Annotated in this window: 24 protein-coding genes and 1 pseudogene; 6 read left to right on the top strand and 19 right to left on the bottom strand. The window is 72.5% G+C overall.

Annotation, left to right across the window (positions count from 1 at the left end):
- Positions 1-75 precede the first annotated feature (75 nt).
- On the top strand, positions 76-789 hold the full coding sequence (locus IGA62_RS23120; RefSeq protein ID WP_145818889.1) for a class I SAM-dependent methyltransferase: 714 nt from the start codon (positions 76-78) through the stop codon (positions 787-789).
- 39 nt (positions 790-828) lie between these two features.
- On the opposite strand, the gene IGA62_RS23115 is transcribed toward IGA62_RS23120, so the two are convergent.
- The 10 genes from IGA62_RS23115 to pgsA all read right to left on the bottom strand — a co-directional run bounded on the left by IGA62_RS23115 (position 829) and on the right by pgsA (position 9,158).
- Positions 829-1,395: a GNAT family N-acetyltransferase gene (locus IGA62_RS23115; protein WP_145818890.1), complete on the bottom strand. Its 567-nt coding sequence runs from the start codon at positions 1,393-1,395 to the stop codon at positions 829-831.
- A gap of 40 nt (positions 1,396-1,435) precedes the next feature.
- Entirely contained in the window at positions 1,436-1,924 is a 489-nt protein-coding gene (locus tag IGA62_RS23110) for a S1 domain-containing protein (RefSeq protein ID WP_145818891.1), read from the bottom strand.
- A 412-nt stretch (positions 1,925-2,336) separates the two neighbouring features.
- Positions 2,337-2,642 carry an Imm32 family immunity protein gene (locus IGA62_RS23105; RefSeq protein ID WP_145818892.1) on the bottom strand — a complete coding sequence of 102 codons (306 nt, stop codon included), beginning with the start codon at positions 2,640-2,642 and terminating at the stop codon, positions 2,337-2,339.
- 225 nt (positions 2,643-2,867) lie between these two features.
- The gene (locus tag IGA62_RS23100; RefSeq protein ID WP_145818893.1) at positions 2,868-3,617 is read right to left on the bottom strand and encodes a YebC/PmpR family DNA-binding transcriptional regulator; all 750 of its coding nucleotides are present in this window, start codon (positions 3,615-3,617) and stop codon (positions 2,868-2,870) included.
- A 300-nt stretch (positions 3,618-3,917) separates the two neighbouring features.
- The gene (gene pdxT, locus IGA62_RS23095) at positions 3,918-4,523 is read right to left on the bottom strand and encodes a pyridoxal 5'-phosphate synthase glutaminase subunit PdxT (protein WP_145818894.1); all 606 of its coding nucleotides are present in this window, start codon (positions 4,521-4,523) and stop codon (positions 3,918-3,920) included.
- A 4-nt stretch (positions 4,524-4,527) separates the two neighbouring features.
- The gene (gene pdxS, locus IGA62_RS23090) at positions 4,528-5,445 is read right to left on the bottom strand and encodes a pyridoxal 5'-phosphate synthase lyase subunit PdxS (RefSeq protein WP_091462800.1); all 918 of its coding nucleotides are present in this window, start codon (positions 5,443-5,445) and stop codon (positions 4,528-4,530) included.
- Positions 5,446-5,594: 149 nt separating this feature from the next.
- Positions 5,595-6,098, bottom strand: coding sequence for a hypothetical protein (locus IGA62_RS23085; RefSeq protein ID WP_145818895.1), 504 nt, complete (start codon positions 6,096-6,098; stop codon positions 5,595-5,597).
- An 83-nt stretch (positions 6,099-6,181) separates the two neighbouring features.
- Positions 6,182-7,342, bottom strand: a complete 1,161-nt coding sequence (locus IGA62_RS23080) for a glycosyltransferase family 4 protein (RefSeq protein ID WP_145818896.1) — start codon at positions 7,340-7,342, stop codon at positions 6,182-6,184.
- A 108-nt stretch (positions 7,343-7,450) separates the two neighbouring features.
- The gene (locus IGA62_RS23075; protein ID WP_145818897.1) at positions 7,451-8,407 is read right to left on the bottom strand and encodes a phosphatidylinositol mannoside acyltransferase; all 957 of its coding nucleotides are present in this window, start codon (positions 8,405-8,407) and stop codon (positions 7,451-7,453) included.
- A 121-nt stretch (positions 8,408-8,528) separates the two neighbouring features.
- Positions 8,529-9,158, bottom strand: a complete 630-nt coding sequence (gene pgsA / locus IGA62_RS23070) for a phosphatidylinositol phosphate synthase (protein ID WP_145818898.1) — start codon at positions 9,156-9,158, stop codon at positions 8,529-8,531.
- Between the two features lie 248 nt (positions 9,159-9,406).
- Here pgsA and IGA62_RS23065 point away from each other — a divergent pair, with 248 nt between their 5' ends.
- Positions 9,407-11,563, top strand: a complete 2,157-nt coding sequence (locus IGA62_RS23065; RefSeq protein WP_145818899.1) for an elongation factor G-like protein EF-G2 — start codon at positions 9,407-9,409, stop codon at positions 11,561-11,563.
- A gap of 57 nt (positions 11,564-11,620) precedes the next feature.
- On the opposite strand, the gene IGA62_RS23060 is transcribed toward IGA62_RS23065, so the two are convergent.
- Positions 11,621-12,136, bottom strand: coding sequence for an HIT family protein (locus IGA62_RS23060; RefSeq protein WP_186500305.1), 516 nt, complete (start codon positions 12,134-12,136; stop codon positions 11,621-11,623).
- A 284-nt stretch (positions 12,137-12,420) separates the two neighbouring features.
- Between IGA62_RS23060 and IGA62_RS23055 the strand changes: the two genes are divergently transcribed.
- On the top strand, positions 12,421-13,131 hold the full coding sequence (locus tag IGA62_RS23055; protein ID WP_145822051.1) for a D-Ala-D-Ala carboxypeptidase family metallohydrolase: 711 nt from the start codon (positions 12,421-12,423) through the stop codon (positions 13,129-13,131).
- A 63-nt stretch (positions 13,132-13,194) separates the two neighbouring features.
- Here the strand turns inward: IGA62_RS23055 and thrS are convergent, their stop codons facing one another.
- Positions 13,195-15,198 (bottom strand): threonine--tRNA ligase, encoded by a 2,004-nt coding sequence (gene thrS, locus IGA62_RS23050; protein ID WP_145818901.1) that lies wholly within the window; start codon positions 15,196-15,198, stop codon positions 13,195-13,197.
- 285 nt (positions 15,199-15,483) lie between these two features.
- On the bottom strand, positions 15,484-16,404 hold the full coding sequence (locus IGA62_RS23045; RefSeq protein ID WP_145818902.1) for an ADP-ribosylglycohydrolase family protein: 921 nt from the start codon (positions 16,402-16,404) through the stop codon (positions 15,484-15,486).
- Positions 16,405-16,477: 73 nt separating this feature from the next.
- On the opposite strand from IGA62_RS23045, the gene IGA62_RS23040 reads away from it, so the two are divergent.
- Both IGA62_RS23040 and IGA62_RS23035 read left to right on the top strand, forming a co-directional pair.
- The gene (locus IGA62_RS23040) at positions 16,478-17,167 is read left to right on the top strand and encodes a response regulator transcription factor (protein WP_091462808.1); all 690 of its coding nucleotides are present in this window, start codon (positions 16,478-16,480) and stop codon (positions 17,165-17,167) included.
- A 20-nt stretch (positions 17,168-17,187) separates the two neighbouring features.
- On the top strand, positions 17,188-18,591 hold the full coding sequence (locus tag IGA62_RS23035; protein ID WP_145822052.1) for a HAMP domain-containing sensor histidine kinase: 1,404 nt from the start codon (positions 17,188-17,190) through the stop codon (positions 18,589-18,591).
- A gap of 240 nt (positions 18,592-18,831) precedes the next feature.
- Here IGA62_RS23035 and IGA62_RS23030 read toward each other — a convergent pair whose 3' ends face one another.
- Together IGA62_RS23030 and IGA62_RS23025 are read right to left on the bottom strand one after the other, a co-directional pair.
- Positions 18,832-19,857 carry an adenosine deaminase gene (locus IGA62_RS23030; protein ID WP_145818903.1) on the bottom strand — a complete coding sequence of 342 codons (1,026 nt, stop codon included), beginning with the start codon at positions 19,855-19,857 and terminating at the stop codon, positions 18,832-18,834.
- Positions 19,854-20,648 carry a trans-aconitate 2-methyltransferase gene (locus IGA62_RS23025; RefSeq protein WP_145818904.1) on the bottom strand — a complete coding sequence of 265 codons (795 nt, stop codon included), beginning with the start codon at positions 20,646-20,648 and terminating at the stop codon, positions 19,854-19,856. The genes IGA62_RS23030 and IGA62_RS23025 overlap by 4 nt, the downstream gene beginning before the upstream one ends.
- A gap of 150 nt (positions 20,649-20,798) precedes the next feature.
- On the opposite strand from IGA62_RS23025, the gene IGA62_RS23020 reads away from it, so the two are divergent.
- The gene (locus tag IGA62_RS23020; protein WP_091464098.1) at positions 20,799-20,996 is read left to right on the top strand and encodes a hypothetical protein; all 198 of its coding nucleotides are present in this window, start codon (positions 20,799-20,801) and stop codon (positions 20,994-20,996) included.
- A 129-nt stretch (positions 20,997-21,125) separates the two neighbouring features.
- On the opposite strand, the gene IGA62_RS23015 is transcribed toward IGA62_RS23020, so the two are convergent.
- From IGA62_RS23015 to IGA62_RS23000, 4 genes and pseudogenes are all read right to left on the bottom strand, one after another.
- The gene (locus IGA62_RS23015; protein WP_088962828.1) at positions 21,126-21,329 is read right to left on the bottom strand and encodes a cold-shock protein; all 204 of its coding nucleotides are present in this window, start codon (positions 21,327-21,329) and stop codon (positions 21,126-21,128) included.
- Positions 21,330-21,602: 273 nt separating this feature from the next.
- Positions 21,603-21,863, bottom strand: coding sequence for a DUF4235 domain-containing protein (locus tag IGA62_RS23010; protein ID WP_377465363.1), 261 nt, complete (start codon positions 21,861-21,863; stop codon positions 21,603-21,605).
- A 221-nt stretch (positions 21,864-22,084) separates the two neighbouring features.
- Positions 22,085-22,300: pseudogene (locus tag IGA62_RS30820) on the bottom strand (DUF3618 domain-containing protein); the annotation flags it as partial.
- Positions 22,297-22,731: a phage holin family protein gene (locus tag IGA62_RS23000; protein ID WP_145818906.1), complete on the bottom strand. Its 435-nt coding sequence runs from the start codon at positions 22,729-22,731 to the stop codon at positions 22,297-22,299. The gene IGA62_RS23000 and the pseudogene IGA62_RS30820, both read right to left, overlap by 4 nt.
- Between the last annotated feature and the right edge of the window lie 107 nt (positions 22,732-22,838).

Here is a 22,838-nt window from a genome sequence, read left to right as displayed (position 1 = left end):
CCAGATCATGAAGCCAACCGGTCGGGTGGCGTGTGGGGCTCCACCGACTCCGTCACACCCCTGAGCAGGTGAAGAGTGCTGAGCATCGCCGAACTACGCACCGACTGGAAGATCTTCCGGCAGACCATGCGGGACTCCACCCTCAAGGAGGCCCTGGTCGACAGTGCCGAGTACATCCGGATCCGTCGCCACGAGCGGCGGGAGCGCTTCGACGAGCGGTTCGGCACCGAGACCAACGGCATCGTCGGCCTGGCCGACATCGACGGGATCGGGCCGCACCTGGAGGAGGCCAGCCACTACCTGCCCACCCGGAAGCAGGAGTTCGACCGGATGATGGCCACGGTCGGCGAGATCGACCACACCGAGCACGTCTTCGTCGACCTCGGCTGCGGCAAGGGGCGGGTCGTGCTGCTCGCGGCGGAGCAGCCGTACAAGAAGGTGATCGGGGTGGACTTCTCCCCCACCTTCATCGGGCAGGCCAAGGAGAACGTGGAGCGCTACACCGGGCCGATGGCGACCCGGGAGATCGAGCTGCTCGCCATCGACGCGGTCGACTTCGTCGTCCCGCCGGAGAACCTGATCGTCTACCTGTTCTCGCCGTTCGGGCCGCCCGTCTTCGACACCGTGATGCGGAACCTGGTCGCCGCGACGAAGACGCGGAAGCAGAAGATCACCATCGTGTACTACTCGCCGGACTACGACGACGTGGTCCGGGAGGCGGGCTTCACGCTCGTCGCCCAGGGCAAGGGCGACCACTGGCCGTGGAGCATCTACTCCGTCGGGGAGTGAGCCCGCCCCGCACTCGCACCCGGCCGCCGGTCGGCCGCGCTACGCCGGCCGGCGGGACTCCCACTCGCGGGCGAGCATCGCGTAGACCACCTCGTCGGTCCACTCGCCCTTGACGAGCTCGCTCTCCCGCAGGTGCGCCTCGCGCCGCATGCCCAGCCTCGCCAGCACCCCCGCCGAGGCGGCGTTGCGGGCGTCCAGCCGGCCGACGATCCGGTGCAGGCCCAGCAGGTCGAAGCCGATCTCCAGCATCATCCGGGCCGCCTCGGTCGCGTACCCCCGACCGCCGTGGTCGGGGTGGAAGACGTACCCCACCTCGCCCTGACGGTGCTCCACGCTGACCCAGCAGAGCAGGACGTCCCCGACGAGCTGCCCGGTCTCCCGGACCACCACGGCCAGGTTGAGCACGTCGCCGGAGTTCCGCAGGGCGGTACGGCGGCACTTGCGCGCCAGCGCCTCCCGGGTGGCCTGCTCGTCGTGCGGCTCCCAGTAGAGGTAGCGAGCGACGTCGGCCCGGGACTGGTAGGCGTGCAGCGCCGCGAAGTCGCCCTCCGTGAACGGGCGCAGGTCGAGCCGCTCGGTACGGATCGGGAAGTCGGGAATCAGCACCCCGGCAGGGTACGCCCCGCGCCGTCGAGCCGAGCCACCGCTACTCCGCCCCGCTCCGAAGGGGCAATCTGTCGACCAACCAGCCGGGTGCTTCCGCGACGATCTCGACCACGCGCGAGTGATCCACCGACCCGACAGGTCGACGCAGCGCCCACCGGAGAGTGGCTTCCGCGTCCCGCGGCGCAAGGAAGTCCTCCACCTCTGCACGCCCGACTCCCTCGTCGCGCACCTTCCGCCAGAGCGTGAGCGCGGCTTCGAGATCGCTCACGGCGGCTGCGTACGCCACGTCACGGGGACGGCAACTCAGGCGGAGTCTGCCATCGCGCAGGTGGTCGAGAACGACGCACGGAATCACGTCTCCCACGCCCGGCCACCGCTCTTCCGGAACGGAGGGTTCATCGGATATTGCGATTCTGTCGACGTATCCGGGACTACCATCAGCAACAACGCACATCACCAGGCCGTAATGCTGATGGCGCACCACCCGACACTCGATCAGCGAGTATTTGGGATCCTTGACACCACGCACGTAGCGCCACCCTCACGCCACAATTCATCGAATTTTCGCAGAGCGAGCAATCCGCCGTCAGTCGAGTGGCGGGCGATGCTCCGCGATCCAGCGCTCCACATCCTCCGCGAGCCACACGTTGCCCATCTCCAGCTTTGCCACGGGTTCCGGGAAGTCACGTCGCGCGAGAACGTTGTTTCTTCGACAGCCTGCGGTGACGGCAACCGCGACGGCAACGTAGGTCGACTACTACGCACCACCTCCACCGGAAACGACCGTCGCCCGCCGATGCACGCTTCAGGCGGCCGAGAGCCGCCACACAGGCACACCCCACGAGAGCCAGCGTCGGAGATCACTCACCCGCCCGAAACAACCTCCGCGTAAACCGAGTCGCACGGATCTGGATCAACGACCAGGCGTTGACGGAAAACCGCTACTCCAGTTCGATCCGGACCCCGAACGAGCCTTCCTCGAACCAGCCGCAGTAGTCGTCAAAGTCCAGGTGTGACCCGGCCGGCGCACTGGGCTGCGCGAGGGTGAGCAGGTGACGGGCGAGCGAGGTGAGCCCGGCCGCGTTGCCCGAGATGAGGATCGTCTTCGCCGTCGTCTCGAGCACCTCTATCCGCAGCACGGTGTCGTCGTCCCAGTCGCTGATCAGGCCACGCCGGGGGTCGTACGGGATGACTCCGACGACGACGGGCTCCTTCGGCGGCTCGTCGGGGTCGTTCACAGCTGGCATACCTGACACGGTTGCCACCCTTTCTCCTCCGGTAGATAGACGTGATGGCTGCTCACGGGAACGGTCGCCGGCCGGATCGCGACGACCCGGGCGACGGGTGGCCGATCACGGTGAAATTTCGTTACTGGACGGCAGCTCGACGACACAAAAAAAGACGGCGGCGGCACCGATCACGGTGCCGCCGCCGTCGAGCAGGAGGAGCGAGTCGTCGACGATTGGCGGGAATCAGTCGACGGCGGCCATGACCTCGTCCGGGACGTCGAAGTTGGCGTACACGTTCTGCACGTCGTCGCAGTCCTCGAGGACGTCGATCAGCTTGAAGACCTTGCGCGCGCCCTCCTCGTCCAGCGGCACGTTCACGCTGGGGATGAGGGAAGACTCGGCGGACTCGTACTCGATGCCGGCGTCCTGGAGGGCGGTGCGGACGGCGATCAGGTCGCCCGGCTCGGAGACCACCTCGAATGCCTCACCCAGGTCGTTGACCTCCTCGGCACCGGCGTCGAGGACGGCCATCATCACGTCGTCCTCGTTGGTGTCGGCCTTGGGCACGATCACCACGCCCTTGCGGGAGAACATGTACGACACCGATCCGGCGTCGGCGAAGGAGCCGCCGTTGCGGGTCAGCGCGGTCCGCACCTCGGTGGCCGCGCGGTTGCGGTTGTCGGTCAGGCACTCGATCAGCAGCGCGACGCCGTTCGGGCCGTACCCCTCGTACATGATGGTCTGGTAGTCGGCACCGCCGGCCTCCAGGCCGGAGCCGCGCTTGACCGCGCGGTCGATGTTGTCGTTCGGTACGGAGTTCTTCTTGGCCTTCTGGATGGCGTCGTAGAGGGTCGGGTTACCGGCCGGGTCGCCGCCACCGGTCCGCGCCGCCACCTCGACGTTCTTGATCAGCTTGGCGAACATCTTGCCGCGCTTGGCGTCGATGACGGCCTTCTTGTGCTTGGTGGTCGCCCACTTTGAGTGGCCGGACATCTCGTACCTCCGTCTGTTGACCCACGCCTGCGTCGACTGCCCGCGCCTGCTCCACGACACCTCGACGCCGGCGGCGGGGGCGGCCGGTCGGCTCCGCGTGGAGGGCTACGGCGGGCGATGGCCCTGCCGAACCGCGGCAATCCTACCGAGCTTCGGCAGGTCGGTGTCACACCACCACCACGGGGCGGGTCGACACCCGGAACCGACGACGTCGCGGTGCCCCTCGCAGGGGCACCGCGACGTCGTCGGAACACCATCGGTCCGGGGCCGAAGCCACCCGACCCGGCCAGGGACGCCCGGTCAGGCGGCGGCGCGGACCAGGTCGACGAAGTAGGCGTGCAGCCGCAGGTCGCCGGTCAGCTCCGGGTGGAACGAGGTGGCCAGCAGGTTGCCCTGCCGGACGGCGACGATCCGCCCGGCGGCCGGCCCCTCGGTGACCGTGCCGAGCACCTCGACGCCGTCGCCGACCCGCTCGACCCAGGGGGCGCGGATGAAGACCGCGTGGAACGGCTCCCCCTCGATGCCGGTCAGGCTCACCGGCGCCTCGAACGAGTCGACCTGCCGGCCGAACGCGTTGCGCCGGACGGTCATCTCGACCGCTTCGAAGCCGCGCTGGTCGGGGCGGCCGTCGAGCACCTCCCGGGCCAGCATGATCATGCCGGCGCAGGAGCCGTAGACCGGCATGCCGGCGGCGATCCGCTTGTCGATCGGCTCGCGCATCTCGAAGATGTCGGCGAGCTTGCTGATCGTGGTGGACTCCCCGCCGGGGATGACCAGTCCGTCGACCGCGTCCAGTTCCTCGCGGCGTCGGACCGGTCGGGCGTCCGCGCCGCAGCCGGCGATAGCGTGCAGGTGCTCGCGGACGTCACCCTGGAGCGCGAGCACCCCGATCGTGGGTGCCGTCACCTGGTCACCAACCCCGCTCGGCCAGGCGGTGCGGCTGCGGGATCTCGTCGACGTTGATGCCGACCATCGCCTCGCCCAGGCCCCGGGAGACCTTGGCCAGCACGTCCGGGTCGTCGTGGAAGGTGGTGGCCTTGACGATCGCGGCGGCCCGCTGCGCGGGGTTGCCGGACTTGAAGATGCCCGAGCCGACGAAGACGCCCTCGGCGCCGAGCTGCATCATCATCGCGGCGTCGGCCGGGGTGGCGATGCCACCGGCGGTGAAGAGCACCACGGGCAGCTTGCCGGTCTCGGCGATCTCCTTGACCAGCTCGTACGGGGCCTGGAGCTCCTTCGCCGCGACGTACAGCTCGTCCTCGGGCAGCGACTGGAGCCGACGGATCTCCTGGCGGATCTTGCGCATGTGGGTGGTGGCGTTGGAGACGTCACCGGTGCCGGCCTCGCCCTTGGAGCGGATCATGGCCGCACCCTCGGTGATGCGCCGCAGCGCCTCGCCGAGGTTGGTCGCGCCGCAGACGAAGGGGACGGTGAACGCCCACTTGTCGATGTGGTTGGCGTAGTCGGCGGGGGTGAGCACCTCAGACTCGTCGACGTAGTCGACGCCGAGGGACTGGAGGATCTGCGCCTCGACGAAGTGGCCGATCCGGGCCTTGGCCATGACCGGGATGGAGACCGCGTTGATGATGCCGTCGATCATGTCGGGGTCGCTCATCCGGGAGACCCCGCCCTGGGCGCGGATGTCGGCGGGCACCCGCTCCAGGGCCATCACCGCGACCGCGCCCGCGTCCTCGGCGATCTTGGCCTGCTCGGCGTTGACCACGTCCATGATCACGCCGCCCTTGAGCATCTCGGCCATGCCGCGCTTGACGCGCGCGGTGCCGACGACGGGCGTGGCGGTGGCGGGCTGGGAGGTGGATTCGGACACGGGTGATCGCTCCTCGGCGGGTCGGGGGGTGCTGGGTCACGGAAATGCTACGTCCGGGTCAACACCCGACCGACAGCCAATCACGCCCCGGGTGGCCTGCTCTGTGACGACCGTCACCGCCGATTCCCGCCCCCGGTGAGGCGGACGGCTCAGCCGGCCGGGACGTCCGTCGGCAGGGCCAGGGTGGGGTCGTCCACGTCGAAGTAGCGCGGGCGGTCGTGTCGGCGGGCCATCCGCAGCAGGCGCACCAGCGGCCGGCGACGGGCGGTGAGCGCGTCCCGGACGAGGTCGGTGTGGACCTGCCTGGCCAGCGCCAGACGCCGGCTCGCCGCGATCACCGCCTCGCAGGCCGGGTCGGCCGGGTCGAGCCGCACCGCGCGCAACTGCCGGGTGAGGTCGTTCTCGGCGGCCTCGCGCTCCTCGGGGCCGGCGTCCAGGGCGATCCGCGCGGCGGCGTAGAGCTCCACGCCGTACCGCTGCTCGGCCAGGACCGCCGCGGCCGCCGCGCGGCGCAGCAGGTGCGCGTCGAGCGCCCGCGCGGCCGACTCCGCGCGCAGGTGCAGCCGCTCGACCCGGGAGGCCGTCCAGACCAGGTACGCCGACACCAGCACGACGAACGCGACCGCGCCCACCACCCACCACATGCCCGGCATCGTAGTGCTGCTCCCGTTCCCGTCCGCCCGGACGCGGAGGCCGTCGTCACGCAGGCCACCCGCGCACCACCGTCACCACACTGTCAGCCGAGCCCCACCCACTCCTGGTCGATCACCCGCCCGTCGGTGGCCTCGATCGCCGCCGCGTACACCTCCAGGACCCGGCGGGCGACCACCGGCCAGTCGAAGGTTGCCACCACCTGGTCCCCGCAGGCGGTCAGCTCCGCCCGCCGCGCCGGGTCGTCGAGCAGGCCGGCCATCGCGTCCCGCAGCGCCCCCGCGTCCCCGGTGGGGAAGAGCTGCCCGGCCCGCCCCCCGTCGAGTACCCGGCGGAACGCGTCCAGGTCGCTGGCGACCACCGTCGTCCCGGCGGCGAGCGCCTCGGTGAGGATCATGCCGAACGACTCGCCACCGGTGTTCGGCGCGACGTAGAGGTGCGCGCTGCGCAGCATGCGCGGTTTGTCCGCCTCGGAGACCAGGCCGAGGAAGGTGACCCGGTCGCGCAGGTCGTGCGGGAACCGGGCGTACAGGTCGTCGGCCTCGCCCGGGCCGGCGACCAGCAGCCGCAGGCCGGGACGGCGCGGGGCCAGTTCGACGAAGGCGTCCCGCAGCACCGGGAAGCCCTTGCGCGGCTCGGTGAACCGGCCGAGGAAGCCCAGCGTGCCACCGGTGCCCGCACCGCACTCCCCCGGCCAGCCGGGCAGCGGCTCCGCGCCGGTGAACCGGGCGACGGTCACCCCGTTGGGGATCTCCACCGCACCGCCGTCCATGTGCTCGACCTGCACCTTCCGGGCGAGCGCGCTGACCGCGATCCGGGCGGTGATCCGTTCCAGCACGATCTGGAGCACGCCCTGGGCGGCGGCGAGCGCCCGCGAGCGGGTCATCGCGGTGTGGAAGGTCGCCACCACCGGGCCCCGGGCGGAGAGCACGGCCAGCAGCGACAGGCTCAGCGTCAGCGGCTCGTGCACGTGCAGGACGTCGAAGTCGCCCCGGGTGATCCAGCGGCGGACCCGGGCGGTCGAGACCGGCCCGAAGGCGATCCGGGCCACCGAACCGTTGTACGGCAGGGGGATCGCCCGGCCGGCCGGCACCACGTACGGCGGCAGCGGCGAGTCCTCGTCGGCGGGTGCGAGCACGCTCACCTCGTGCCCGAGGCCGATCAGCGCTTCCGCGAGATCGACGACGTGGTTCTGCACGCCCCCGGGCACGTCGAAGGAGTACGGGCAGACGATGCCGATTCGCACAGCTGTGGCCTTTCGTTCACTGCCGCGGGGCTCCGCTCCGCTGCTCCTCGCACTCCGGCTCGCGTCACCTGCCGCCTCGCTCCGCACACTCCCGCGGGGCCGTACCCGTCAGACCGGCCCGGAGGCCGCTGGCGGCCGGCTCTCCCGCCGGGGCCGTGGCGACGGGTTCCCCGGGCTGCCCTCCTGGTCCAGCCACATCCGCTGCAACATGTGCCAGTCTTCCGGATGACGGGCGATGCCCGCCGCCAGACCGTCGGCAATCCGCTGGGTCAGCAGCCGGGCCCGCTGGTCGAGCGGGCCGCTGTCCGGGTCGGGCAGGTCCAGCGGCCCTTCGATGGACGCGCACGGCGCATCCGGTTCGTACCACATCGTGGCGACGTAGAGGGGTGCGCCGGTGCGCAGGGCGAGCAGGGCCGGGCCGGCCGGCATCCGGGTCCGCCCCCCGAAGAAGGTGACCTCCACACCCCGGGCGGAGAGGTCCCGGTCGGCCAGCAGCGGCACGACGTGCCCGGCGGCCAGCCGCTCGACCAGGATCTCGAAGGGGGGACGCTCGCCACCGTGGGTGGGCAGGATCTCCATGCCGAGGCCCCGCCGGAACGCGAGGAACCGCTCGTACACCGCCTCGGGCCGGAGCCGTTCGGCGACCGTGGTGATCGGCCAGCCCTGGGCGGCGACCCAGGCACCGGCGGCGTCCCAGTTGCCGGCGTGGGGCAGCGCCACCACCGCGCCCCGACCGGCCGCCACGTCGGCGGCGAGCAGTTCGTGGCCGTGGGTCAGCCGGAACCCGGCGAGGATCTGCTCGCGGCTGCGCGAGGGCAGCCGGAACGCCTCCAGCCAGTACCGGGCGTAGGAGCGCAGCCCCCGGCGGACCAACTCGTCCAGCTCCGCCTCGGGCAGTTCGGGGCCGACCACCCGGCGCAGGTTCGCGGCGAGTCGGGCCGTACCGGCGCCGCCGGCGCGGTGGGCCCGGTCCGCACCGGCGCGGAAGATCGTGGCGGCGACCGGTCCGGGCAGCGCGCGGACCAGCCGCCAACCGGCGACGTAGCCCAGTTCGGTGAGGTTCACCCCGGTTGTCCTCCGTCGTCGGCCGGCGCCGGGTCACCGGCGGTGGCCGCCCGGACCGACCCGGCCGCCCGGACGGCGGACGCGGCCCGGCCACGACGGCGCGGCACGCCGGTCGGGCCGGTCACCCCGGCACGCCCGCCCGGGCCCGCTGGGCCTGTCGGTACACGTGGGTCATCCGCTGGCCGACGGTGAAGATCGACACGGCGGCGAGCAGCCAGAGCGCCACGACCAGGGCCCGGTCGATCCCGACCCCGGTGAGCAGCCCGCCGACCCCGACGATGAGCAGCCGTTCGGTGCGCTCGGCGATACCCACGTTGCAGGTCATGCCGAGCCCCTCGGCGCGGGCCTTGACGTAGGAGACCAGGCCCCCGGCGGCCAGGCAGATCAGCGCCGCGGCCACCCCGCCCCGGTCGCCCTGGGTGGCGAGGTGGTAGGCCACCGCGCCGAAGACCGCACTGTCGGCGATGCGGTCCATGCTCGAGTCGAGGAACGCGCCGAACTTGGTCGACCCGCCGCTCATCCGGGCCATCGTGCCGTCGAGCAGGTCGGTCAGCGCGAAGAGCGTGACGATCAGGGCACCGGCGACCAGGTGCCCGCGCGCACCGAAGCCGAGCGCGCCGACGAGCACCCCGACGGTGCCCGCGACGGTTACCGTGTTGGGGGTGACGCCCGCGCGGAGCAGGGTACGTGCGACGGGCTCGACGACACGGGTCATCCCCGCTCGGGCCGACACTTGGAAGATCTTCGCCATGGCGGTCCCCACGATAACGGTCCGCCGGTACGGGCGGTACGGCCGGTCGTACCGACCCGCCGACGGGGTTGTGTCGGATCGGTAACGGGTGTGAGATCGAGGCAGGGGACGTGAGTCAGCTCACCCGCCCGCCCGTCACGTTCCCGGTAGGCAGCAGTCCACCGGAGGATATCGCCGCGCACACGCCCGGGCCGCTTCCCCGTCACGCGGCGGTCGCCATCACACCACCGGCACAGGGAGGTGCGCCCATGGCGCAGAGGAGTCACGACAAGGGTTCCACCGGCGGCGTGCCGGTGGCGGACCAGCCGCTCCGGGTCCGCAACGTGGTGCTGGTGGGCCACTCCGGGGCCGGCAAGACGACCCTGGTGGAGGGGCTGCTCGCGGCCAGCGGCGCGATCACCCGGCCGGGCACGGTCGGCGACGGCACGACGGTCTGCGACCACGACCCCGCCGCGGTACGCCAGCAGCGCTCGGTGAGCCTGGCCTGCGCGCCGCTGTGGCACAACGACGTCAAGGTCAACCTCCTGGACACGCCCGGCTACGCCGACTTCGTCGGTGAGCTGCGCGCCGGGTTGCGCGCCGCCGACGCCGCCCTGTTCGTGGTCTCCGCCGTCGACGGCATGGACGCGGCCACCGCCGCGCTCTGGGAGGAGTGCGCCGCCGTCGACATGCCCCGGGCGGTGGCCGTGTCCCGGCTGGACCACCCGCGCGCCGACTTCGACGAGACGGTGGCGCTGTGCCAGCGGGTCTTCGGCGACAACGTGCTTCCGCTCTACCTGCCGATGCTGGGCGACGACGGGATCTCGGTGGTCGGGCTGATGGGGCTGATCACCCGCCGGGTCTTCGACTACACCGCCGGGCTGCCGGCCGCCATCCGGCAGCCCGACCCGGAGCACCTGCCGGCCATCGTCGAGGCCCGCGACGAGCTGATCGAGGGGGTCATCGCCGAGAGCGAGGACGAGACCCTGATGGACCGCTACCTCGACGGCGAGGAGATCGGCACCGACATCCTGGTGGCGGACCTGGAGAAGGCGGTCGCCCGGGGGCACTTCCACCCGGTGGTGCCGGTCTGCGCGCAGACCGGGGTGGGACTCGACGTCCTGCTGGAGGTGCTGACCGCGGCGTTCCCGTCGCCGCCGGAGCACACCCTGCCGGCGGTGACCGGGCTGGACGGCTCACCCCGCCCGCCGCTGACCTGCGACCCGGACGGGCCGCTGGTCGCCGAGGTGGTCCGCACCACCGTCGACCGGCACGTCGGCCGGGTCAGCCTGGTCCGGGTCTTCTCCGGCACCCTGCGACCGGAGCAGACCGTCCACGTCTCCGGGCACGGCCTGGCCGACCGGGGGCATCCGGACCACGACGCCGACGAGCGGGTCGGCCACGTCTACAGCCCGCTCGGCGCGACGCTGCGCGAGGTGCCGTACTGCGTGGCCGGCGACCTCTGCGCGGTCACCAAGTCGGGCAGCGCGGAGACCGGTGACACCATCTCCGCCAAGGACGATCCGCTGCTGGTCGCCCCGTGGGAGATGCCCGAGCCGCTGCTGCCGGTGGCGGTGGTGGCGCGCAGCCGGGCCGACGAGGACGCGCTGGCGCGGAACCTGGCCCGGTTGGTCGCCGGGGATCCGACCCTGCGGCTGGAACGCAGTCCGGAGACCCACCAGCTGGTGCTCTGGTGCATGGGCGAGGCGCACGCCGACGTGGTGCTGGACCGGCTGCGCGGCGGCGGGGCGGACGTGGCGACCGAACCGGTGCGCGTGCCGCTGCGGGAGACGTTCGCCGCCGCCGCCACCGGGCACGGCCGGCACGTCAAGCAGTCCGGCGGGCACGGCCAGTACGCCGTCTGCGACATCGAGGTGGAGCCGCTGCCCCCGGGCACGGGGTTCGAGTTCGTCGACCGGGTGGTCGGCGGCGCGGTACCGCACACCTACGTCCCCTCGGTGGAGAAGGGGGTCCGGGCCCAGATGGAGCGGGGTCTGGTCGCCGGCCACCCGGTGGTCGACCTGCGGGTGACGCTGGTGGACGGTAAGGCGCACAGCGTCGACTCCTCCGACGCGGCGTTCCAGACCGCGGGCGCCCTCGCGCTGCGCGACGCCGCCGGCAAGGGTCGGGTGGCGCTGCTGGAGCCGGTGGACGAGGTGGTCGTCCAGATCCCCGACCGGTACGTCGGGGCGGTGCTCAGCGACCTGTCCGGCCGGCGTGGCCGGGTGCTCGGCACCGAGCCGGACCCCGCCGGCGTGGAACGCACGCTGGTCCGCGCCGAGGTGCCCGCCACCGAGCTGCTGCGGTACGCGGTGGAGCTGCGCGCGACGACCTCCGGCACCGGCACGTTCCGCCGGTCCTTCGCCCGCTACGAACAGCTCCCCGCCCACCTGGCCGACGAGGCCCGCGCCGCACACACCCCCTGACCGTGCCTCCCCGCCCCGGCACGCCGGGGCGGGGACAGCGACGGGCCGGAGCACCGCTCAGGCGGACGGCCAGGCCTTGGCGAGCAGGTCACGGGTGTCGGTGAGCAACTGGGGCAGGACCTTCGTCTGCCCGATCACCGGCATGAAGTTGGCGTCCCCGCCCCAGCGGGGCACCACGTGCTGGTGCAGGTGCGCGGCGATGCCGGCCCCGGCCACCCCGCCCTGGTTCATGCCGAGATTGAACCCGTGGGCGTTGCTGACCTGGCGTACCACCCGCATCGCGGTCTGGGTGAAGACCGCCAGTTCGACGGTCTCGGCCGGGTCGAGGTCGGTGTAGTCGGCGACGTGCCGGTACGGGCAGACCAGCAGGTGACCCGGGTTGTACGGGTAGAGGTTCAGCACCGCGAAGACGTGCTCGCCCCGGGCCACCACCAGGGTCTCCTGCCCGACCAGCCCAGGGGCCCGGCAGAACGGGCAGCCGGCGGGCTTCTCGTACCCGCCCTCGGGCCGGTCCTCACCGGAGATGTAGGTCATCCGGTGCGGAGTCCAGAGCCGCTCCAGGCCGTCGGCCATGCCGTTGTCCGTGTGCCGTTCCGCCCCTGTCACGCCTCCGATCCTACGTTCCCGGCCGGGCGTGCCCGAGCGACCCGCTGCCGCCACCTCGGGTTGGCACGCTCCCACGACAAATGGCCATCTATGCCTCATCGCCACCCCGGGTCAGATTAAGAATGCGTGAAGGATGTTGACGAGCAGGCCGCGGTCGATGAAACTTCCATCCCGGTCTATTGCGATGATCGTCGATGGGAGTGTGTGTCGTGAACCGACGTACCACCGTTCTGCGCCGTCTCGGCCGTGCCATGGCCGCCTGCGCGCTCGCCGCCGTCACCACCCTGGTGGGCGTCACCGTCACCAGCAGCGCGGCCCAGGCCGACGGCTGCTACACCTGGGGGCGCTCGCTCTCCTCCGGCATGAGCGGTGAGGACGTCCGGCAGCTCCAGATCCGCGTCTCCGGCTACCCCGGCTACGGCGCGCGGATCGCCATCGACGGGGCCTTCGGCCCGGCGACCCGGTCCGCGGTGATCCGCTTCCAGCAGGCGTACGGTCTCTCCGCCGACGGCATCGCCGGCCCGCAGACCTTCAACCAGCTCTACGCCCTCCAGGACGACGACTGCACCCCGGTCAACTTCACCTACGGCGAGTGGAACCGGTGCAACGGCGACTGGTCCGGCGGCGCGGTCTCGGCGAGCAGCGCGCGGTTCAACGCGCTGGTCTCGATGTGGAAGCTCCAGGCGATGCGTCGCGCCCTGGGCAGCGTGCCGCTCTACATCAGCAGCGGGTTCCGTAGCTACTCCTGCAACAGCGCGGTCGGTGGGGCGTCCAACAGCCGGCACCTCTACGGCGACGGCGTGGACCTGACCGGCTCGCCCTCGTTCTGCCGGCTCGCCCAGCAGGCCCGCTACCACGGCTTCAGCAACATCCTCGGCCCCGGCTACCCGGGCCACGACGACCACACCCACCTGGGCAACACCCCGAGCCAGTCCTGGTCGGCCCCGAGCTGCGGGATCTGACCCCCGCCACCCGAACGACGAAGGCCCCCGCCACCCGGCGGGGGCCTTCGGTTCGTCCGCGGGTCAGGCGGCCGACGGGCCGGCGTTGGTGCGGGAGCGGACCACCTCGGTCACGTGCGCCACCGCCTCGGCCAGCGGCACCCCGTTGCGCTGGGAGCCGTCCCGGTAGCGGAAGGAGACGGTGCCGGCGGCCACGTCGTCGTCCCCGGCGATCACCATGAACGGGATCTTCTGCTGCTGCGCGGTCCGGATCTTCTTCTGCATCCGGTCGTCGCCCGCGTCGACCTGGGCGCGGATGCCCTCGCCGCGCAGCGTGTCGACGAACGCCCGCAGGTAGTCGGTGTGCTCCTCGCGGATCGGGATGCCGACCACCTGCACCGGGGCCAGCCAGGCCGGGAACGCGCCCGCGTAGTGCTCGGTGAGCACCCCGAAGAACCGCTCGATCGAGCCGAAGAGCGCCCGGTGGATCATCACCGGCTGCTTCCGGGTGCCGTCGGCCGCCTGGTACTCCAGCCCGAACCGGGCCGGCTGGTTGAAGTCGACCTGGATGGTGGACATCTGCCAGGTCCGGCCGATCGCGTCCTTGGCCTGGACGCTGATCTTCGGGCCGTAGAAGGCCGCGCCGCCCGGGTCGGGGACGAGTTCCAGCCCGGAGGAGGCGGCGGCGGTGCGCAGCGCCTCGGTCGCCTCCGCCCAGTCGGCGTCCTCGCCGATGAACTTCGGCGAGTCGTCCCGGGTCGACAGCTCCAGGTAGAAGTCGTCCAGACCGTAGTCGCGCAGCAGGTCGAGCACGAAGGTCAACAGGGTGGTCAGCTCACCGGGCATCTGCTCCCGGGTGCAGTAGATGTGCGAGTCGTCCTGGGTGAGCCCCCGGACCCGGGTCAGGCCGTGCACCACGCCGGACTTCTCGTACCGGTAGACCGTGCCGAACTCGAAGAACCGCAGCGGCAGCTCCCGGTACGACCGCCCGCGCGACCTGAAGACCAGGTTGTGCATCGGGCAGTTCATCGCCTTGAGGTAGTACTCCGCGCCCTCGAGCTGCATGGGCGGGAACATGGTGTCCGCGTAGTACGGCAGGTGGCCGGAGGTCTGGAAGAGCTGGGCCTTGGTGATGTGCGGGGTGTTGACGAACTCGTACCCGGCCTGCTCGTGCTTGATCCGGGAGTAGTTCTCCAGCTCGCGGCGGATGATCCCACCCTTGGGGTGGAAGACCGCCAGGCCCGAGCCGATCTCGTCGGGGAAGCTGAACAGGTCGAGGTCCGCGCCGAGCTTGCGGTGGTCTCGCCGGGCGGCCTCCTCCAGCAGCTTCAGGTACGCCTTCAGCTCGTCCCGGGTCGGCCACGCGGTGCCGTACACCCGCTGGAGCTGTGGGTTCTTTTCCGACCCCCGCCAGTACGCGGCGGCCGAACGCATCAGCTTGAACGCCCCGATCAGCCGGGTGTTCGGCAGGTGCGGGCCCCGGCACAGGTCCGACCAGCAGACCTTCTCCTCGTTCGCGGCGAGGTTGTCGTAGATGGTCAGCTCGCCGCCGCCCACCTCCATCACCTCGGAGGAGTCCAGCCCCTCGCCCTTGACGTCGATCAACTCCAGCTTGTACGGCTCGTCGGCCAGCTCCGCCTTCGCCTCGTCGAGGCTGCCGAAGCGCCGCCGCCGGAACCGCTGCCCGGACTTGACGATCTCCTGCATCCGCTTCTCGATCTTCGCCAGGTCGTCGGGCTGGAACGGCTTGTCGACGTCGAAGTCGTAGTAGAACCCGTTCTCGATCGGCGGGCCGATGCCGAGCTTCGCCTCTCCGAAGACGTCCTGCACCGCCTGGGCGAGCACGTGCGCGGTCGAGTGGCGCAGCACGTTCAGCCCGTCCGGGGAGTCCAGGCTGACCGGCTCGACCTCGGTGTCCTCGGCCGGAGACCAGTCCAGGTCGCGCAGCTGGCCCTGCGGGTCCCGGACCACCACGATCGCCTTCGGCCCGGTCGCGGGCAGTCCGGCCGCCGCCACCGCGTCGGCCGCCGTCGTCCCGGCGGCGACGACGACGGGGTCGGCCACTGCGGGGGTACGGGGTGCGGACACGATGACTCCTCCAGAACGTCACGGAAACGGCCGAGCTACGGCCCTTGCGCCGATGCTATCGGTCGCCCCCGCCCCCACCACCGCCGGGAAAGGAGGGGACCCCTGTTACCGCTTTCTGTCGAGGAAGGGCCCCCTGCAACCACCTGAGCACAGCGGGTGCCGACCGGGCGACGCGCAGTGGGGCGGCGCGGTCGGAGCGGCGCCGCCGTGCGGGCGCTGCGGTGAGGGCGGTGCGGTCGGTCCCAGCGGCGCGGTCGGTCCCAGCGGCGCGGTGGGGCGGTGTGGTCAGGCGGACCAGTCCGGCAACGGCTCGCGGGCGGCCAGCCAGTCGGTGGGCACTCCGCCGGGCGTGCCCACCCCGGTGTACGCGGCGACGACGCCCCCGACGATCGCCGCCGTGGTGTCCACGTCGCCCCCGGCCTCGACGCACGCGCGGATCGCCGCCGGGTAGTCGGCCAGGTGCCGGGCGGCCACCCAGAGGGTGAAGGGCACCGTGTCCTGCGCGGTGACCCGGGAACCGTTGCCGAGCGCGTCGACCGCCTCGGCCAGCGGCCGGTCCCGCAGGTCGGCCGCCCGGCGGACGCCCCGGCACACCTCGCCGGCCGGGTCGAGGGCTCCGGCGACCCCGGCGAGCAGCCAGGCGGCGTCCGGCCGGTGCCCGTCCAGGCGGCCCCGGGCGGCCAGCGCGGCGGCGACGGCGACCGCCACCGCGCCGGCGATCCCCTCGGGGTGGGCGTGGGTGACCTCGGCGGAGGCGCGGGCCTGCGCGGCCGCCCGGGCGGTGGAGTCGGCGAAGTACGCGCCCAGCGGCGCGACCCGCATCGCCGCCCCGTTGCCGCAGGACCCCTGCCCGTCGAACGCGGCGGCGGCGGCCACCGGCCACGGGGTGCCGGTACGGATCAGCCGCAGGATGGTCACCGCGCCGGGCCCGTACCCCCGGTACGGCTCGGCGCGTTCGGCGAAGGCCAGGGCCAGGGCGTCCCGGTCGATCCGCCCGTCGGTGGCCAGGGCATGCACCACCGAGCAGGCCATCTCGGTGTCGTCGGTCCACTGCCAGGGCGGAGCGGGGAGCCGGCCGGCGGCCAGGCCGGTCGGGGTGTTGCCGGGGACGAAGTACTGGGAGCCGAGCGCGTCGCCGACGGAGAGCCCCGCGAGGGCGTCCCGGGCGAGCACGAGTCGGGTGTCGGTGAAGATCGTGAAGGACATCGCTGGACCAGCTTGCCCCGCCTGCGGGTATGCCGCAACGCGACCCGCTTGCCCGGGGCAGTACCGTCTTGGCGTGGCCACCGTGCTCCTGGTCGAAGATGACCACGTCGTCCGCGGCGCGATGCTGCGCTCCCTGTCCGACCGGGGGCACGCCGTGCACGCGGTCGGCACGGCGCTGGAGGCGCTGCGCCGGGTCGCGGCGGAGACCCCCGACCTGGTCGTACTCGACCTGGGTCTGCCCGACCTCGACGGCTCCGACGCGCTGCGGATGCTGCGCGGCATCACCGACATCCCGATCATCATCGCCACCGCCCGCGACGACGAGCAGTCGGTGGTCCGGCTGTTGCGGGCCGGCGCGGACGACTACATGGTCAAGCCGTTCACCGGCGCGCACCTGGACGCCCGGATCACGACGGTGCTGCGTCGGGCCGGGCGGGCCAGCCGCAGCATCCAGCCGGTGGTGCACACCGTGGGCGGGCTCCGGGTGGACGTGGGCGAGCGCAGCGCCCACCTCGACGGCGAGCCGCTGGCGCTGACCCGTAAGGAGTTCGACCTGCTGGCCTATCTGGCGGCGCGTCCCGGACGGGTAGTGTCCCGCCGGGAACTCCTGGAGGAAGTATGGCGTCAGCCGTCGGTCGGCGAGGACCAGACCATCGACGTTCATCTGTACTGGCTGCGTCGAAAGATGGGCGAGTCCGCGGCGAAGCCGCGCTACCTGCGCACCGTGCGGGGGGTGGGCTTCCGGCTGGTGGCACCGGACTGAGGGTGGCGCTGGCGTCCCTGGTGGCCGGAGTGGGCACCCTCGTGGCGCTGGCGTTCCTGATTCCGCTCGGCACGACGCTGCAGGACCGCGCCCGGGACGAGACGCTGGCCGACGCCGCGCGCCGCGCCGCCCTGGTCACCGGCACCCTCGCGGTCAGCACCAAGGCCGAGGACGTCGCCCGTGCGGTGGAGGCCACCGGAGGCGACCCGGACACCCGACCCGTCGTTCACGGGCTCGGCGGCGATCCGGGCGGCCGGGCCGACCAGTCGGACGTGGCGCGGGCCGGCCTGGAACGGCACTCACTCGTCGTCGAGGTACCCGGTGGGCTGGCCCGGCTGGACCCGGTGGTCCTCGGCGACCAGGTCGCGGTGGTCGAGGTCTTCGTGCCGGCGTCGGCGGCCCCGGGTGGCGGCACCCGCACCTGGCTGCTGCTCGGCGGGGTGGCGGTGGCCCTGGTGGGCGCCGCGGTGGTCGTGGTCGACCGGTTCGCCGCCCGCACCGCCGACGCGGCCCGCGGCCTGGTCCGGGCGGCGGGCGCGATCGGGGAGGGCGACCTGGCGGTCCGCGTCGAACCCAGCGGCCCGCGCGAGCTGGCCGAGGCCGGGTACGCCTTCAACCGGATGGCCGACCGACTGGTCGCCGCCCGCACCGACGAACGGGAACTGGTGGCCGACCTGTCGCACCGGCTGCGCACCCCGCTGACCGTGCTGCGACTGGACGCCGAGGCGCTGGACTCCGACGACACCAGCGTCGGCACGTTCAGCGAGGACGAACTGGACCGACGGCGGAGCATCCGGCGGATCCGGCAGGCGATCGTCACCCTCGAGGGCGAGGTCGACGTGCTGATCAAGACCACCCGCAAGGCGGTCGCCCAGGAGACCGGACCGGCCGTGTGTGACGTCAGCGAGGTGGTCCGGGACCGGATGGTGTTCTGGTCGGCGCTGGCCGGTGACCAGAACCGCCCGCACCGGGTGACCGGAGCGCAGATGCGCATCCCGGCACCGGTACCCCGGGCGGAACTGGCCGCCGCGCTCGACGCGGTGATCGGCAACGTCTTCCGCTACACCCCGCAGGGCACCGCTTTCGAGGTGGCGGTCTCCCGCCGGGACGGCTACGTCGCGCTGCGCATCGACGACGCCGGCCCGGGGATCGCCAACCCCGACCGGGCGCTGCGTCGGGGGGCCAGCGACCAGGGCTCCACCGGTCTCGGGCTGGACATCGCCCGGCGGGTCTCGTTGCAGGCCAACGGCTCGGTGAGCATCGACCGGGCCCGGCTGGGCGGGGCCAGCGTGGTGATGCTGCTGGCCGACCCGGAGGCGACGCCCCGGCAGGTCAGCCGGTTCGGGCTGGTCGGCCGGATGGCCCGGGAACGGGAGCCCGGCGGCCGTCGCCGCTGGCCCCGCCCCCGCCCGTCGGACGACTGAGATCCCGGCGGTACGGCGGTTCCGCGAACGATTCGCTTTCGGCCGGTTCAGGTCTTCCTTAGATCCGGCTTAACGAGTCGCCGAACCGGCGCACCGGCTGGCAGGCTCGGGGACGCGAACCCATCAGTTCCACCGGTCCACGCCCCGGGAGTCCTTTCCCACCGGCCGGTGGAGCCGTACGCGCGGCGGGGGCGCGGTCCCCCACACCAGGCCCCCGTCGCGCGTGCCCCAACCGACGACTCAGCCGACCGCCGCGGCGAGGTAGGCGTCGATCTCGGCGGTGAGCCGCCGCTTCTCGGTCTCGGGCAGGAAGGCCGCGGTCACCGCGTCGCGGGCCAGTCCGGCCACCCCCGCCGCGTCCAGCCCGAGCAGCCGGGCGGCGACGGCGTACTCGTCGTTGAGGGTGGTGCCGAACATCGGCGGGTCGTCGGAGTTGATGGTGACCAGCACCCCGGCCTCGACGAGGCGTCCGAGCGGATGCTCGTCCAGGCTCGCCACCGCCCGGGTCCGCAGGTTGGAGGTGGGGCAGACCTCCAACGCGATGCGCCGCTGCGCGAGATGGGCGAGAAGTTCCGGGTCCTGCGCGGCGGAGATGCCGTGCCCGATCCGCTCCGCGCCCAGGTCCCGCAGCGCGTCCCAGACGGTCTGCGGCCCGGTGGTCTCCCCGGCGTGCGGGGCGGAGCGCAGCCCGGCCGCCCGGGCCTGGTCGAAGTACGGCTTGAACTGCGGCCGGGGCACGCCGATCTCCGGGCCACCCAGGCCGAACGAGATCAGCCCGTCCGGACGCTGGTCGAGGGCGATCCGCAGGGTCTCCTCGGCAGCCGGCAGCCCGGCCTCGCCCGGGATGTCGAAGCACCAGCGCAGCTCGATGCCGAAATCCGCCTCGGCCCGCTTGCGGGCGTCCTCGATCGCCTCGCAGAAGGCCGGCGCGGGAATGCCCCGCCGCACGTGCGAGTAGGGCGTGATGGTCAACTCCGCGTAGCGGACCTGCTGCCGGGCCAGTTCCCGGGCCACCTCGTGGGTGAGGATCCAGACGTCGGTGTCGTCCCGGACCAGGTCGACGACGCTGAGGTAGACCTCGATGAAGTGGGCGAAGTCGCGGAACTCGAAGTAGGCGGCGAGCGCCTCCGGGTCGGCCGGCACCGGGCTGCGCCCCTCGTGCCGGGCGGCCAGCTCGGCGACGATCCGGGGCGAGGCGGAGCCGACGTGGTGCACGTGCAGCTCCACCTTGGGCAGTCCGGCGATGAACGAGGGCAGGTCGGTCACAGGTTCTCCTCTGCGCAGGCAGGAGTGCGGGCCACGAAGAAGACGCGGCGGAACGGGAAGTACACCTGGCCGTGCCGGACCGGGTACTGCTCGGCGAGCCGCCCACCCAGCGCCACGCGGAACCGGTCCCAGGTGGCGTCGTCGAGGACCGCCCGAATCGGACGCAGGGCCGTCCCCTCCAACCAGGTGAACACGGGATGGTCGGCGTCCGCCGGGGCCGGCAGGAGGTGCACGTACGTAGTCTCCCAGGCGTCCACCGTGCACCCGGCGTCGGCCATCAGCTCGGCGTACGCGACGGCGTCCCGTACCGGGGCCTCGCGCAGCAGCGGGAGGAGTTCGGCCCGCCACGGCCCCTGGTCGGCCACCGCCCAGAGAGTGCGGTGCGAGGGGGCGTCGTAGTTGGCCGGCACCTGCACCGCCAGCCAGGCACCGGGCGGCAGCTCCCGGGCCCAGCGGGTGAGCAGCCGCTGGTGGCCGGGCACCCACTGGAGCACCGCGCTGGCGAGCAGCACGTCGACGTCCGGACCGGGCCGCCAGTCGTGCAGGTCGCCGACGGCGAAGGTGACCGGCGTGTCCTGCCGCCGGGCCCGCTCGATCATCGTCGGGGACGAGTCGACGCCGACGACGCGGCTCTCCGGCCACCGGTCGGCGAGGGTCGCGGTGAGGTGCCCGGGACCGCACCCCAGATCGACCACGGCCCGGGGGCGCCGCACCGGGACGCGGGCCGTCAGGTCGTGGAAGGGGCGGGACCGCTCGTCGGCGTAGCGCAGGTAGCTGACCGGATCCCACACGGGCGAAACCTCCGAACCGTACGTCTCTCCTGCTGAACCGTGCGACCCCACGCGTCCCCCGGTGACCGGGTCACTAGGCTCACCCGAATGGAGCAGCGTACCGCCGGCCGGCCGGTGCCGGCGGTCGTGCCACGGCAGGGAGGGGAGACGGTGAAGGGGTGGCTTCCACTCACACTCGGCCTGTTGGCCGTCGTGGTCGGTACGGTCTGGACAGTGCAGGGGCTGGGCTACGTCAGCGGCAGCGTGATGACCGACCAGCGGATCTGGGCGTGGCTCGGTTCGCTGCTCGTCCTGGCCGGGGCCGCGGCGCTCTGGTTCGGGATGCGCGCCCGACGCCCGCGTCCCTGACCACCGCCGGCGGCCCGGCGGGACGGGCCACACATGCGGAAAGCCCCGCGTCCGGGCCGGACACGGGGCTTCACGGGCGGACCCGTCGGCGGGTCAACCGGCTGGCCGGCGGGGGCCGACCGGTGCTGCTCAGATGGGACGGACCTGCTCCGCCTGCGGGCCCTTCTGGCCCTGGGCGATCTCGAACTCGACCCGCTGGTTCTCCTCCAGCGAACGGTAGCCGCTGGACTGGATGGCCGAGAAGTGGACGAACACGTCAGCACCCCCGCCGTCGACGGTGATGAAGCCGAAGCCCTTGTCTGCGTTGAACCACTTCACGGTTCCCTGCGCCATGTGTATCTCCTTCTAAAACTGGCGGCCGAGCACGCCGTGCGGCCGGTTGGCCGTTTTCGAGCAGCGGCGCCGGAGGCGGCCCCCTGAACAGGAGACTTCTCTCCACCACGCCATCTCTCAACAGCGTGGAACAGCAAACCACGTACGCAAAAACTCTGCACAGCCTACCGGACGAAATTCTCCTACATGTGACCTGAAGGACGTCGGGAATCGGGCCGGGTGGACATGTCACGGCCCCCGTCCGGGCGTCGGACGGGGGCCGTGGAACGTCGTTCAGTCCGGCCAGTGGCCGGTCAGTCGACGGACGCCGACCGCCCCACCGCGGTCGACCGCCGCCCGGACCACCGAGAAGATGGCGCCCTGGAGAGCGGCGGCAGCCAGTACCTCGCCCCAGCCGCGATCCTCGTCGGTGGCGCTGGGTGCCTCGCCGTCCCCAGCGGTCATCTTCCACACCTGCCGGAACAGCACACCGGCGACGGCACCGGCGGCCAGACCGAGGAACACACCCACCGGCTTGTAGGCGGCCCGGTTGATACCCCTGTTCACCTGCGCCTCCCCCGAACGATCAACAGCACCACCACGGTCGCCAGCGCACCGGCCGCGACCACCGCCCACGGCACCGGGTCGCGGCGCACCATCGTGCCCGTCCCCTGTGCCTGGGCACGCGCCGTCCCGGCCGTCTGCGTGGCCTGTCCGCGCACCTTCGCCACGGTCAGGGCCGCCTGGCTCCGGACCTGACCGGCCTGCTCGCGCACCCGCACCTTCGCCTGCCCGGCCTGCTCGCGCACCCGGTCCTTCGCCTGCCCGGCCTGCTCGCGCACGCGCACCTTCGCCTGCTCGGCCTGCTCGCGCAGCCGCGCCTTGACGTCGACCTTGGCGGCGAGCGCCTCCACCGTCTCACCCAGTTCCACCCGGGTCCGCCTGATCTCCTCGCGGAGGGCCTCCGGGTCGCCGGTTCCGTTGCCCGTCATGACCGCCCCCTGTCCCGTACCGCGGCGGTGACCGTGTCGACGTCCGCGCGGACGCTGCGGACCGCCGCCGCCGGAACCGGCGGGACCGCCTGGCTGACCTGCTTCTTGCCGACCAGGGCGAGAATGCCCGCGACCGCGAAGAGCACCACGGCGACGATCAGGGCGGCCAGCCACGCCGGCAGCACCAGCGCCAGCAGCAGGACCACGGCGGTGAGCAGCGCGCCGAGCCCGTACAGGGCGAGCACCCCACCGCCGCCGAAGAGGCCGACCCCGATACCGGCGTGCTTGCCCTTCTCGGTCAACTCCGCACGGGCCAGCGCCAGCTCGTCCCGGACGAGGCGGGAAACCTGCTCCGTGGCACGCTGCACCAGCTCCGCGGTGGACGGCTCGTTGCGGGCCCGGGACGTACTGGGGTTCGCGACGTCAGCCATGCTGTCCTCCTTTCTTCATCACCGCGCTGTATGCCCTGAGTCGCCAGGGATCAATCCTGCGCGGGGCGACCAGTCGGACCGGATCGCGCCGAGGGCACGTCCCCACA

Origin of the sequence: Micromonospora sagamiensis, assembly GCF_014680085.1 — a bacterium.
Lineage (GTDB): Bacteria > Actinomycetota > Actinomycetes > Mycobacteriales > Micromonosporaceae > Micromonospora > Micromonospora inyonensis.
Note: the sequence above shows the minus strand (reverse complement) of the source record. Positions and strands in the feature narration are given on the sequence as shown.

Bases quoted from the DNA above. Each gene is read 5' to 3' on its own strand.
- IGA62_RS23045 (WP_145818902.1), bottom strand. From the start codon at position 16,404: ATGTCCTTCACGATCTTCACCGACACCCGACTCGTGCTCGCCCGGGAC.
- IGA62_RS23000 (WP_145818906.1), bottom strand. From the start codon at position 22,731: ATGGCTGACGTCGCGAACCCCAGTACGTCCCGGGCCCGCAACGAGCCG.
- IGA62_RS23065 (WP_145818899.1), top strand. From the start codon at position 9,407: ATGGCGCAGAGGAGTCACGACAAGGGTTCCACCGGCGGCGTGCCGGTG.
- IGA62_RS23085 (WP_145818895.1), bottom strand. From the start codon at position 6,098: ATGCCGGGCATGTGGTGGGTGGTGGGCGCGGTCGCGTTCGTCGTGCTG.
- pgsA (WP_145818898.1), bottom strand. From the start codon at position 9,158: ATGGCGAAGATCTTCCAAGTGTCGGCCCGAGCGGGGATGACCCGTGTC.
- IGA62_RS23105 (WP_145818892.1), bottom strand. From the start codon at position 2,642: ATGCCAGCTGTGAACGACCCCGACGAGCCGCCGAAGGAGCCCGTCGTC.
- IGA62_RS23100 (WP_145818893.1), bottom strand. From the start codon at position 3,617: ATGTCCGGCCACTCAAAGTGGGCGACCACCAAGCACAAGAAGGCCGTC.
- IGA62_RS23060 (WP_186500305.1), bottom strand. From the start codon at position 12,136: ATGGCCGACGGCCTGGAGCGGCTCTGGACTCCGCACCGGATGACCTAC.
- IGA62_RS23015 (WP_088962828.1), bottom strand. From the start codon at position 21,329: ATGGCGCAGGGAACCGTGAAGTGGTTCAACGCAGACAAGGGCTTCGGC.
- IGA62_RS23055 (WP_145822051.1), top strand. From the start codon at position 12,421: ATGGCCGCCTGCGCGCTCGCCGCCGTCACCACCCTGGTGGGCGTCACC.